10 protein-coding genes are annotated in these 11,952 nt (G+C 56.5%); 3 read left to right on the forward strand and 7 right to left on the reverse strand.

Going from position 1 to position 11,952, the window contains the following annotated elements:
* Positions 1 to 60 precede the first annotated feature (60 nt).
* Positions 61 to 1,131: an agmatine deiminase family protein gene (locus QMP16_RS05115; protein WP_282151465.1), complete on the forward strand. Its 1,071-nt coding sequence runs from the start codon at positions 61 to 63 to the stop codon at positions 1,129 to 1,131.
* Positions 1,132 to 1,157: 26 nt separating this feature from the next.
* Here the strand turns inward: QMP16_RS05115 and ispG are convergent, their stop codons facing one another.
* The 3 genes from ispG to hemA all read right to left on the reverse strand — a co-directional run bounded on the left by ispG (position 1,158) and on the right by hemA (position 4,920).
* Complete coding sequence (gene ispG, locus QMP16_RS05120) at positions 1,158 to 2,279, reverse strand: flavodoxin-dependent (E)-4-hydroxy-3-methylbut-2-enyl-diphosphate synthase (protein WP_282151466.1); 1,122 nt, start codon at positions 2,277 to 2,279, stop codon at positions 1,158 to 1,160.
* 70 nt (positions 2,280 to 2,349) lie between these two features.
* On the reverse strand, positions 2,350 to 3,567 hold the full coding sequence (locus tag QMP16_RS05125; protein WP_282151467.1) for a helix-turn-helix domain-containing protein: 1,218 nt from the start codon (positions 3,565 to 3,567) through the stop codon (positions 2,350 to 2,352).
* Between the two features lie 129 nt (positions 3,568 to 3,696).
* Entirely contained in the window at positions 3,697 to 4,920 is a 1,224-nt protein-coding gene (hemA, locus tag QMP16_RS05130) for a 5-aminolevulinate synthase (protein ID WP_282151468.1), read from the reverse strand.
* 334 nt (positions 4,921 to 5,254) lie between these two features.
* Here hemA and QMP16_RS05135 point away from each other — a divergent pair, with 334 nt between their 5' ends.
* Positions 5,255 to 6,640, forward strand: coding sequence for a dipeptidase (locus QMP16_RS05135; protein ID WP_282151469.1), 1,386 nt, complete (start codon positions 5,255 to 5,257; stop codon positions 6,638 to 6,640).
* Between the two features lie 133 nt (positions 6,641 to 6,773).
* Here QMP16_RS05135 and lpdA read toward each other — a convergent pair whose 3' ends face one another.
* Positions 6,774 to 8,168: a dihydrolipoyl dehydrogenase gene (gene lpdA, locus QMP16_RS05140; protein WP_282151470.1), complete on the reverse strand. Its 1,395-nt coding sequence runs from the start codon at positions 8,166 to 8,168 to the stop codon at positions 6,774 to 6,776.
* Between the two features lie 204 nt (positions 8,169 to 8,372).
* Between lpdA and QMP16_RS05145 the strand changes: the two genes are divergently transcribed.
* Positions 8,373 to 8,807 carry a hypothetical protein gene (locus QMP16_RS05145; RefSeq protein ID WP_282151471.1) on the forward strand — a complete coding sequence of 145 codons (435 nt, stop codon included), beginning with the start codon at positions 8,373 to 8,375 and terminating at the stop codon, positions 8,805 to 8,807.
* Here the strand turns inward: QMP16_RS05145 and QMP16_RS05150 are convergent.
* The 3 genes from QMP16_RS05150 to queA all read right to left on the reverse strand — a co-directional run bounded on the left by QMP16_RS05150 (position 8,804) and on the right by queA (position 11,922).
* Complete coding sequence (locus tag QMP16_RS05150) at positions 8,804 to 9,382, reverse strand: DUF924 family protein (RefSeq protein ID WP_282151472.1); 579 nt, start codon at positions 9,380 to 9,382, stop codon at positions 8,804 to 8,806. The two genes, QMP16_RS05145 and QMP16_RS05150, sit on opposite strands and share 4 nt — an antisense overlap.
* A gap of 109 nt (positions 9,383 to 9,491) precedes the next feature.
* Positions 9,492 to 10,763 (reverse strand): MFS transporter, encoded by a 1,272-nt coding sequence (locus tag QMP16_RS05155; protein ID WP_282151473.1) that lies wholly within the window; start codon positions 10,761 to 10,763, stop codon positions 9,492 to 9,494.
* Between the two features lie 112 nt (positions 10,764 to 10,875).
* Positions 10,876 to 11,922 carry a tRNA preQ1(34) S-adenosylmethionine ribosyltransferase-isomerase QueA gene (gene queA / locus QMP16_RS05160; RefSeq protein WP_282151474.1) on the reverse strand — a complete coding sequence of 349 codons (1,047 nt, stop codon included), beginning with the start codon at positions 11,920 to 11,922 and terminating at the stop codon, positions 10,876 to 10,878.
* Between the last annotated feature and the right edge of the window lie 30 nt (positions 11,923 to 11,952).

Below are 11,952 nucleotides of genomic sequence, written 5' to 3' on the forward strand. Positions count from 1 at the left end.
GAACAATGAGCACCTCTCGCTGAGGTGCTCTTCACCCAACAGCCTATTGGGGTTTTCACAATGAAGCGTAGGGAAGTTCTGCTGTCCGGTGGGGCGATTGGGTTAATGAGTGTCACACAGCAACCTTTTGCCCAAGCTGGTTTGGGCTATTTTGTTCCAGCGGAAGAAACACGACACCAACGCACTTTCATGCAGTGGCCGGTAAGCAGCAATGTGTATCCAGATGCCCACTTGCGTGATCTGGTGCAGCAAACGATCGCCGATATTGCCAATGCGATATCGCCATTTGAACCGGTGACGATGCTGGCTGCCGCCGAACAGCATTCGGCAGCGCGTGAAAAACTTTCAACGGAAGTTGAATTGTGGGACGTCCCAACCGAAGACCTTTGGTGCCGGGATTCCGGACCGATCTTTTTGATCTCAGACGGCGGTGACATGGCTATCCGCAAAATCCAGTTCAATGGCTGGGGTGCGAAGCAAGCACACAAACAGGATGCTCGTGTCGCTGGTCGCGTAGCCGAACGACTGGGCCTGCCACTTCTTCCCTCCGGCCTGAACGGTGAAGGTGGAGGTGTTGAGCAAGACGGACACGGCCTGCTCATTGCGCATGAAAGCTCGTGGGTGAATGACAATCGCAACCATGGCCAGTCACGCAATGAGATTGAAGCCAAGCTTTTGGCCGCCTACGGAGCAAACCGCATGATTTGGTCCGAGGGTGTTTGGGGCGAGGACATCACCGACTACCACATCGACAGTTTGGCGCGCTTTACTGGCCCGGGGCGTGTTCTGGTCAACCTTCCGGACGAACCTGATTTTCAGGACCCCTTCCAACTTGCGGCGTTGGACACGCATGACCGATTGGTCGCGGAAGGTTTACAAGTAGACGTCATTCCGGAACCAGTCAGAAAGCGGGTCAAAGATCCAGAGTTCGTAGCATCTTATGCAAACTACTATGTTTGCAATGGCGCGGTCATCATGTCCCAATTCGGTGACAAAGAAACCGACACCATCGCGCGCGATGCCCTGTCCAGACTTTACCCGGGGCGCGAAGTTGTGGCACTGAACGTCGATATTTTAGGCGAATTTGGTGGCGGTATTCACTGCGCAACGCAACAAATGCCCGCCGTCTGAATTGACCCGAGGGTCAGTGACATTAACTATTCCGCCGCCTCAGCCACGGCGTCCAGTTCCGCCGCCTTCTTCTCGACCTCTTCGACGATGTGTTCGATCATCTGATCGTTTGACATCTTGTGGCTGGCCTTACCTGCCAGATAAACCATGCCCGATCCAGCGCCGCCTCCGGTGAAACCGACATCGGTCATCAGCGCCTCACCGGGGCCGTTTACCACGCAGCCGATGATCGACAGGCTCATCGGCGTTTTGATGTGTTCCAAACGCTGTTCCAGCGCCTCGACCGTTTTGATTACGTCGAACCCCTGCCGCGCGCAGGACGGGCACGAGATGATGTTCACGCCGCGATGGCGCAGGCCCAGAGATTTCAGAATCTCGAAGCCCACCTTTACTTCTTCGACCGGGTCAGCGGACAAGCTGACGCGGATCGTGTCGCCAATGCCCATCCACAGCAAATTACCCAGCCCGATGGCCGATTTGATGGTGCCAGACACTAGTCCGCCAGCTTCGGTGATGCCAAGGTGGATCGGCGCGTCCGTGGCTTCGGCAATGCCCTGATAGGCCGCGGCCGACAGGAAAACGTCGCTGGCCTTCACACTGATCTTGAACTCGTGAAAGTCGTTGTCCTGCAGGATACGAATATGCTCCAACCCGCTTTCCACCATCGCCTCGGGGCATGGTTCGCCATATTTCTCAAGCAGGTGTTTTTCGAGGCTGCCGGCATTCACCCCGATGCGGATCGAGCAATTGTGGTCCTGCGCGGCCTTGATAACCTCTTTCACACGCTTTTCATCGCCGATATTGCCTGGGTTGATGCGCAGGCATGCGGCACCCGCCTCGGCGGCTTCGATGCCCCGACGATAGTGAAAGTGGATGTCGGCCACGATGGGAACCGGGCTTTCGCGCACGATCTCTTTCAGTGCTTTCGATGACGCCTCATCAGGGACGGATATGCGCACGATATCGGCACCAGCCTCTGCCGCGGCCTGAACCTGCTCAACGGTCCCTGCAACATCCGTTGTCAGGGTGTTCGTCATCGTCTGAACAGCAATGGGCGCGTCGCCCCCGACCGGAACATTTCCAACCATGATCTGGCGAGATTTGCGGCGATAGATGTTTCGCCACGGGCGGACGTGATTGAGGGACATGAGGACGGGTCCAAAGCTGCATGAGTTGGGTCTTAGATAGTCCGCCTACCCGGGCACCGCAATGGTCAGATCACTCAGCAGGCGTTTCAGGTACTGCTGCCTGAAGTTCGGCGACCAATTGTTTGAGGGCGCTATTCTGTTCGGCTTCCAGATCGGCAACCTCATAGCGTTCTGCGACCGCGTCCTTGGACAAAAGAACACCTTTGGTCACTGTTCCCGGCGCGCCAACAGGCCCGAAATGTTCACCATTCATCGAGAAATAAACGGAACCCGAAGCCCCTGCACGCAGTTGCGGTGGTTCTTCGGTCAGCGGAATTTCGAATGTATTGCCCTGCTCGACCGTGCCCAATGTGCCTTCGAACAGAACGCTTCCATCGGCGGCGCGAATACGCATCCATGATGGCGCAACGGCCACGATTTTCAGTGCGGTATCAACCTGTTCAACAACCTGCGGCAATGCGAGGCGTTCAACTGTGTGCACTTCGGCCACTTCGATCCGGGGCGCCTCTGGCGGGCGGAACGTACCGACAGTGCGAGGGTCCAATGTGGCAATCGGCGCGTCACGTGCCACAAGAACCGGCACATCCAGCGCCTGTGGGCGATAAAGACGATCCAGCGCCTCCGGGGTCGGTGCTGTGGATTCTGCTGCTGCTTCGGCAAGTTCTACCGGTGCGCGGGCTGCATCCAACGGGTCGAGATCGGACAGAACCACCGGGGCCTGTTCAACCGGGCTCACCTGAACCTGTTGGATTTTATTCAATACGGCCCAACCACCATAGCCAATGCCACCAATCACAGCCAGCAGGACCAGAGACGAGCCAATGGCGCGCGGCTCAATCTGGCTGACCAGAGATTCCCTGCCCGGGATGTAAGGTGTATTCGGCGAGATGAACGGATCGCGCCCCATCGGGCCCCGCGCGGGCAACCCGCCGGATGGTTTACGAACAACCGAAGCCTCGGCTGACATACCATGGGCCACTTCGAACCCGCTTTCGGCGCAGAACGTGGCAAAGGTATCATCTGGGTTCATGCCCAGATAACGTGCATAAGAACGCACATACCCGGCGATGAAGCCGGGTGTGTCAAACGCATCGGGATCAGCATCTTCGATTGCAGCTATGTAATTGGCTTTGATCCGCAGTTCGCGCTGAACATCCAGAAGAGACTTACCCATGGTCGCGCGTTCGCCGCGCATCCTGTCGCCAAGTCGCACCTCATAGTCGTCAAAGCCCTTCGGCCTGACGTCCGTGTTTTCTTCGGAGTCGCGCTGTGATCTGCGCCCAATCATCCCTGCTGCCCCATTCTGCCTTGCGCGTGTTACACGCCAACGGCGAATCGCCTACTTAACGATTCGTGCGTCTCTTTTGTTAGCGTAAGCTTAACACGCGACAAACGCATTGCACACTTTGGCGTGAGGTTATCCGGCAAGTTCGGCGCGATTTAGCGCACAATGTGACCAAAGTTCGTCCATCGCATGGATCAATCGGTTCATTTCACCCGGTCCGTGGATCGGTGACGGGGTAAAACGCAGGCGTTCCGTGCCGCGCGGCACGGTCGGGAAGTTGATCGGTTGGACGTAAATACCATGGTCATCCAGCAGCCGGTCACTCAGGATTTTGGTGTGTACCGGGTTGCCGACGATCACAGGTACGATGTGGCTGCCGTGATCGATCAACGGCAGGCCCATGCCTTTCAGGCGCAGCTTAAGCACCTTGGCCTGTGTCTGATGCTGCTCACGCAACTCTGACGCACCTTTCAGATACGCCACCGAAGCGGCCGCACCAGCGGCAACGGCCGGAGGCAGCGACGTCGTGAAGATGAAGCCTGGCGCGTAAGAGCGCACAGCGTCACACATTTTCTCGCTGGCGGCGATATAGCCCCCCATCACGCCATAGGCCTTGGCAAGAGTCCCGTTGATGATGTCGATGCGATGCGCCAGACGATCACGCTCGGTCACGCCACCACCGCGCGGGCCGTACATGCCAACCGCGTGCACCTCGTCGATGTAGGTCAGCGCGCCAAACTCATCGGCCAGATCACATATTTCTTCAATTGGGCCGAAATCGCCATCCATCGAATAGACGGACTCGAACGCGATCAGCTTAGGTGCTGCGGGATCGTCAGCCTCAAGCAGTTCACGCAGATGCGCGACGTCGTTGTGACGGAAGATGCGCTTGGCACCGCCATTGCGGCGCACGCCTTCGATCATCGAGGCATGGTTCAGTGCATCGGAATAAATGATCAGACCGGGGAAAAGCTTTGGCAACGTGCTGAGAGTCGCGTCATTCGCGATATATGCACTGGTGAACAGCAACGCTGCCTCTTTGCCGTGCAAATCCGCCAACTCAGCTTCAAGTTGCTTGTGATAGACTGTGGTGCCCGAAATGTTGCGCGTTCCGCCGGAACCTGCACCAGCAGCATCAACGGCATCATGCATAGCATTCAGAACAACCGGATTCTGACCCATACCCAAATAGTCGTTTCCACACCACACCGTGATATTCTGCTGCGAGCCGTCCGGACGCGTCCGTACTGCATGCGGGAAATGACCGTTCTGGCGTTCGATATCAATAAAGGTCCGATAACGGCCTTCGTCATGCAGCCTGGCAATCGCTGAATCGAGCTGAGCAGTATAGTCCACCAGTATCTCCTTCTGTGCCCGACATAGACGTGCAGTTTGCCGAACCCGTTATTTCCCCGGATGACGGATCAAGCCGTCCCCGCGGTTTGCTTCCCCTTGACTGTCTTGCCTAGCGGCATTGTCAGAGTCGCAACATTGATCTGTATCAATTATCCCTGTTCACGCCCCCCGACAAGTAAAGTTACGGCCATAAGACGCGAGGAAACGACGCAGGCGATAACCCAGCCACACATTCTGTTTCCGACAGTATACTGTAAATCCTGCCGATACGCACTGGACGGCGCCGCCGGTGCTGATAGGTTCCGCAGCAGTTCACGCCATTCAGGAGAAGCTCATGTCGCTAGACGCTGTTCTGAGCAAGATCGATTCCGATCTGACCACTTCCATCGACCGTTTGATGGAGTTTCTGCGCATCCCGTCGATCTCGACCGACCCCGCATACAAAGAGCAGGTCGACCAGGCCGCTGACTGGCTGGTCGCCGACCTGCAAAGCATTGGCATTGCAGCCGAAAAACGCGAAACCCCCGGCCACCCGATGGTCGTCGGCCATGTGGGCGAGAACAACGACGGGCCTCACGTTCTGTTTTACGGTCACTATGACGTGCAACCCGTTGATCCACTGGAACTTTGGGACCGAGACCCCTTTGATCCCGCTCTGGAAGACACCGAAAACGGTCAAGCTATCCGCGGCCGAGGTTCTTCAGATGATAAGGGTCAGTTGATGACCTTCGTCGAGGCTTGCCGCGCATGGAAAGCCATCCACGGCACTCTGCCCTGCCGCATCACGTTTTTCTTCGAAGGCGAAGAAGAATCCGGCTCGCCATCGCTGGTTCCGTTCCTGGAAGCCAACAAGGAAGAGTTGAAGGCCGATCTAGCACTGGTCTGCGACACCTCGATGGTCTCGCGTGGCGTGCCCTCCATCGCCTCGCAATTGCGCGGTATGCTCAAGGATGAATTCACCATCATTGGTCCCCGCATCGATCTGCATTCCGGTCACTACGGCGGCCCGGGCCTGAACCCGCTGCGTGAGTTGTCGAAGATCGTCGCCTCGTTCTACGACGACGAAACCGGTCGCGTGGCCGTTGACGGGTTTTACGAAGGTGTACACAAAGTGCCCGTAGAGCAGCTCCGCCAATGGGAAAATTGCGGTTTTGATGAGGCGGAATACCTGAGTTCTGTCGGTTACTCGCAACCGCATGGAGAAAGGGGCTATTCCACACTGGAACAGCAATGGGCACGTCCAACGCTGGAAGTGAACGGCTTGTGGGGCGGCTATAACGGTGCAGGTTCGAAAACCGTGATCCCGTCCGAAGCGCACTGCAAGATCACCTGCCGCCTGGTCGGCGACATGGACCCCGATGCCCTGCGCGACAAAGTCCGCAAACATGTCGAAGATCGCCTGTCGCCCGACGCAAAAGTTGTCTGGGACAACGATCTCGAAGGGGCTCCGGCATCAGTGATGAACCTTGATCGCCCCGAATTCGAGGCCGCGCGCGGCGCATTGTCGGATGAATGGAACCGCGAGGCTGTCTTTACCGGTATGGGGGGATCGATACCGGTGGTTGGATATTTTGATTCGGTTCTCGGACTGGACTCGATGCTCGTCGGCTATGCCAATGACGACGACGCCATCCACTCACCGAACGAAAAGTATGACGTGAAAAGTTTCCACAAGGGCATTCGTTCGTGGGCGCGCATACTGGACGCATTGAATAAATAAGATACTTGCGAGGCTCTGCCTCGCTCTCCGGGATATTTAAAGGCCAGATGAAGGAAGGATCCTTACTTCATCTGGCTAAAAATATCCCCGGGGGAGACGCCCGGCACGGATGGCGGGGGCAGAGCCCCCATCCTTACATATGGATCACGCGCCCGTAGGCATCCAACACGCTTTCGTGCATCATTTCCGACAGAGTCGGGTGTGGGAAGACAGTGTTCATCAGGTCTTCCTCGGTGGTCTCCAATTGCCGTCCCACTACGTAGCCTTGAATCAACTCAGTAACTTCCGCGCCGATCATATGTGCCCCTAGCAATTCACCTGTCTTGGCGTCGAAAATCGTTTTGATCAGGCCCTCGGGTTCACCCAACGCAATGGCTTTGCCGTTGCCGATAAACGGGAACTTGCCAACCTTGATGTCATAGCCAAGCTCTTTCGCCTTGGCTTCGGTATACCCCACCGATGCGACCTGAGGCTGACAATAGGTGCAGCCGGCGATGCTTTCGGGTTTCACTGGATGAGCGTGTTTACCGGCAATTAATTCCGCGACCATGACACCTTCATGGCTGGCTTTGTGCGCCAGCCAGGGCGCGCCTGCGATATCACCAATTGCGTAAAGTCCGTCGAAACCTGTGCGGCAGAATTCATCCGTGACGACATGGGTACGGTCAATCTTGACGCCCAAGGCCTCGAGCCCCAGGTTTTCGACATTGCCGACAATCCCTACAGCCGAGATCACGGTGTCAAAGTCGTGCTTTTCAACCTTGCCCTTAACCTCAATATGCGCGGTGACCTTACCCTTGGCGCGGTCCAGTTGCTTGACCATCGCCTTTTCCATGATGGTCATGCCCTGTTTGGTAAAGGCCTTCTTGGCCAGCGCGCTGATTTCTGCGTCCTCGACCGGCAGGACCCGGTCCATAACCTCGACCACGGTCGTGTCTGCGCCCAACGTATTATAGAAGCTGGCGAATTCGATTCCGATTGCGCCAGACCCGATCACCAACAGCTTTTTTGGCATCCGCGGCGGCTGGAGTGCGTGCTTGTAGGTCCAAACAAGATCGCCATCCGCTTCCAATCCGGGCAGTTCCCGCGCCCGCGCACCGGTGGCAAGAACGATGTTCTTGGCGGTCAGTTCCTCGGTACCCTTGTCGGTTTTGACGGTGACCTTGCCTTTTGCAGGGATCGTTGCCGCGCCCATGACGACGGTCACTTTGTTCTTTTTCAACAAATGACCGATACCGCCCGACAACTGCGCCGCAACGCCGCGTGAACGCTTGACGACCGCATCCAAATCAAAACCAATCTTGTCAGCGCTCAGGCCAAAATCCTTGGCCCGCTCCATCAAATGGAACACTTCGGACGTTCGCAGCAGCGCCTTGGTCGGGATACAGCCCCAGTTCAGACAGATACCGCCCAAATGCTCGCGTTCGACCACGGCGGTCTTCAGGCCCAGCTGAGCCGCACGGATAGCGGCCACATAACCACCGGGACCGGCGCCAATTACGATCAGATCAAAAGATTGTGCTGCCATGTTTCCCTCTCGGCGCAGGTCGATTCAGAAATTAGTTTACCATTAAACTAATTCCCTGAATGCATCAACATATTGCTCCCGCGACAAAACAGACGCAGGGTAAACTGGCGCGGTATGCGCTGTTTTCAGCCTATACCGCGCGTGAACCTATGGCTAGAAGATACGCACCACTTTGTGAAACCCAAGTCATTCGAAAGGCTTACCATGGCCAAAACACTCAAAGACCTGTTGCTTGCCCTGCTGAACGCCACGCTTATCCTGATTGCACTTTGCCTGTTTCTGGGATGGAAGCTGGCTTCGACTGTTGACGACATCACCGTCAAGTTTGCCGAGAAGGTTCAGATCGTAGCGCCCCTGAAGGAAGACGTTCAAGGGCTACGCGGTGAACTGACGGCGTTGCGCAGCGACCTGTCATCCCTTCAACTTAGCGGAACAGCGGCCGATAGCGCGACCGCCCGAAAACTGTCTGAGACTTTGGAAAAGTTGAATGGTTTGGAGAATAACCTGCAAGCTGCGCAGGCGAGAATAGCTGAGTTGACCGAGGCCCCGGACCAGTTAATCAACACTGCAATTGAAAATTCGGCCGACATTGTTGCCGACCGGATCATTGCAATCCGAGGCTGCGAGCCGGCGTCCTAGCCGGCTGTCTGCAGCTCGCGCACAGTCGCGCCGTATCCGCCCATGTCGACATAGGCGGCCTCGTGCTCGGTCATTGGCCGCGAGAGAGCGTCGTTGCGGTATGGGAACCGACCGAACTTGCGGATCACTTCGCGATGCGCCCTTGCGTGCAACAGGTTGCCGTCGTCGCCATCGGTCATGTTTTGACACATGAGGCGTACACAGCGTTCCTGGTCACACAGGTTTTCCGAATGCATCAATGGAAGATAGAAGAACTGGCGGGCCGGTTCGTCGATCTTCATGTCCCACCCTTTGTCCACCGCACATTTCGCTGCTGACAACGCCGCGCGGTCTGAGGCGAAGGCCTCAGCGCTTCCTCGGAACATGTTGCGTGAGAACTGATCCATCAGGATGATGTACGCCAATGCACCGCTGGGATAGGTCAGCCAAAGAGAGAACTTGCCTTCACTCGCAGCCTCCCATGTGTTCAGGAACCTGTCGCGGATTTCTGCATCCAATGCATCATCCTGCAGATACCAACCCTTGGGACCAACCTCATCTAACCAAAAACTCAATACATCTTCAGGACTTGCCATGCCCTTAACTCCGTCGTGTTTCCCCCCCAAGGGACTTAAATTCATTTAAGTGTGTTTTACAGAATTGTAACAGTAAATTATTGCAACACTTGCGACATAATTTCGTGTTCTAGGCAACATCTTGCGTTTCCTGCTCGGCTTCCGCGGCCTCAATGGCCACCTCCTGCGCCAATTCCATCACAACCGGGGACGCCGTTGGATAGAGCGGCGACATGGTGCCTGTTTCGTCGACCGGGATCGCCGCGCGCTGGGTCATACGGTAGAGCGCATAGCCCGCCATAACGACCAGCAGGATTGCTATGAAAAGGAAAAAGCCCGGAGGACCAAAGACCGCATCCCCCATGAGCCAACCGGTGATCAACGGGCCCGCAATGGCCCCCATGCCGTTGATAAACAAGAGCCCCCCTGACGCTGCGGCCATGTCTTCGTGTTCCAGAAAGTCATTCGCGTGCGCAATCAGCAATGAGTAAAGCGGGTTCGACATACCGCCGATCACAAAGGCCGCGCCCAGCAGGATTGGAAACGTCACCCCGAACACCAAGCCCACAAATGCCGCGCAGCTACCGACCCCTGCAACAAGCATAATCAGGAAACGTCGATCCATGCGGTCGGACATCCATCCCAATGGATACTGCAAGACCAGAGCACCGATATAGAATGCGGCAATAAAAGTCGAAATCTCGACCAATGTCAGGCCTGCGCGGGCACCGTATACCGACGCCATCCCGAACTGTGCAGAGAACACGCCGCCCAAAAGAAACATGCCAACACAGCCCAAGGGCGAATATCCGAACAATTCGCGCAGAGTCATCGGTTTGGTTGTGTCAAACGCAGGTGTCGGTGAGATCGACAGCAGAATGGGCGCAAAAGAGACCGAAACCAGAATGGAGGCGATTACAAAGGTGTCGAACCCGGCCGGGTCGCCCAAAAGAACCAAACCTTGTGCGCTGATGATGCCTGTCATCTGGAAGATCATGTAAAGAGACAGTGCCTGGCCGCGATTTTCGTTGCTGGCAGCATTGTTGAGCCAGCTTTCCGCAGTAACGTACACTCCGGAAAAACAGAACCCGATCACGACACGGCCCAAGATCCAGATCACCGGGTCGGTCATCAACGGATACATGATCATCACGGCAGAAATGAACGATGCCAGCGCCGCGAAGACCCGCACATGTCCGACACGCCGGATCATTTCGGGTGCAAGGCGTGATCCACCCAGAAAACCGACGAAATAGGCCGACATCACGAATGACATCTGAAGGGTCGAAAAACCCTCGATCTCGCCCCGGACACCAAGAATTGTCCCCTGAAGACCGTTTCCGACCATCAACAGGCCCATACCAAGCAAAAGCGCCCATGCGCTGGAAAGGACCTGAATCATTGGGGCCTCCGAAAAATCCCGACCAAGACTGTGACACCGTTTTGCAATCAAAAACGGCTTTGGTCATGCTTGTCTACGACATTGAAAAGATTCGATCCCGACAACACGTCCCTTACGGGATCAAAAGCGACGCATCGCCGTAAGAGAAGAACCGGTATTTCTGTTCAATCGCATGCGCGTACACCTTCCGCATGCGTTCCTGCCCCATCAGGGCCGACACCAGCATCAACAAGGTGGATTTCGGCAGGTGGAAATTGGTCATCAAGGCGTCGGTCACATGAAATTCGAAACCGGGATATATGAAGATATCGGTCTCACCTTCCCATGGTTCAATCTGGCCTGACCGGCTGGCGCTTTCGATCAGACGCAGCGCGGTAGTGCCCACCGAGATGACCCTGCCCCCTTCGGCTTTGGTCTCTCGGATCTCTTGCGCGGCGGCGGCGCTGACACTGCCCCATTCGGCGTGCATTTTGTGGGTCGTCACGTCCTCAACCTTGACCGGCAGAAACGTTCCTGCGCCCACATGCAGCGTGACATGAGTGACTTCGACACCGCGCGCGCCCAGCGCCTGCATCAACGCTTCATCAAAGTGCAGCGACGCCGTCGGGGCGGCAACTGCACCGGAATTGCGGGCCCAGATTGTCTGATAGTCCGTCTTGTCCTGCTCATCCGCTGGCCGCTTGGCGGCGATGTAAGGCGGCAGAGGCATTGCCCCGGCCTGTTCCAATGCAGCATCAAAATCGTCGCCCGACTGATTGAACCGCAGATAGGCTTGCCCGTCCTCAACCCGCTCCAGCGTGGCGCTCAGTTGATCCGAGAATTGAATGTCTTCGCCCAGCTTCACCTTTTTCAGCGGTTTGATCAGGGCCGCCCATGTGCCATCAGCCTGCGGGTCCAGCAATGTGGCCTCGATCGCGGCAGACACCGGTCCTTGTGCACTGTCGCGATGGCGCCGTCCGTTCAGACGCGCGGGGATGACGCGCGTGTCGTTTAGCACCAATCTGTCACCCGGCCGCAACCAGTCGGGTAGATCAAAAACATGCGCATCCGAGATCATGTCGCCATCGGCCACCAACAGGCGCGCGGATGAGCGCGGGCTGGCGGGACGTGTGGCAATCCGGTCTTCGGGTAGATGGAAGTCAAAATCACTGAGTTTCATAGCCGCGCCATACAATTCCGCATCGGAATC

Origin of the sequence: Ruegeria atlantica, from assembly GCF_947495585.1 — a bacterium.
GTDB classification, from domain to species: domain Bacteria; phylum Pseudomonadota; class Alphaproteobacteria; order Rhodobacterales; family Rhodobacteraceae; genus Ruegeria; species Ruegeria atlantica_G.

Coding starts and splice junctions, on each gene's coding strand:
- QMP16_RS05115 (WP_282151465.1), top strand. CDS start 61: ATGAAGCGTAGGGAAGTTCTGCTGTCCGGTGGGGCGATTGGGTTAATG.
- ispG (WP_282151466.1), bottom strand. CDS start 2,279: ATGTCCCTCAATCACGTCCGCCCGTGGCGAAACATCTATCGCCGCAAA.
- QMP16_RS05125 (WP_282151467.1), bottom strand. CDS start 3,567: ATGATTGGGCGCAGATCACAGCGCGACTCCGAAGAAAACACGGACGTC.
- QMP16_RS05135 (WP_282151469.1), top strand. CDS start 5,255: ATGTCGCTAGACGCTGTTCTGAGCAAGATCGATTCCGATCTGACCACT.
- lpdA (WP_282151470.1), bottom strand. CDS start 8,168: ATGGCAGCACAATCTTTTGATCTGATCGTAATTGGCGCCGGTCCCGGT.
- QMP16_RS05145 (WP_282151471.1), top strand. CDS start 8,373: ATGGCCAAAACACTCAAAGACCTGTTGCTTGCCCTGCTGAACGCCACG.
- QMP16_RS05150 (WP_282151472.1), bottom strand. CDS start 9,382: ATGGCAAGTCCTGAAGATGTATTGAGTTTTTGGTTAGATGAGGTTGGT.
- QMP16_RS05155 (WP_282151473.1), bottom strand. CDS start 10,763: ATGATTCAGGTCCTTTCCAGCGCATGGGCGCTTTTGCTTGGTATGGGC.
- queA (WP_282151474.1), bottom strand. CDS start 11,922: ATGAAACTCAGTGATTTTGACTTCCATCTACCCGAAGACCGGATTGCC.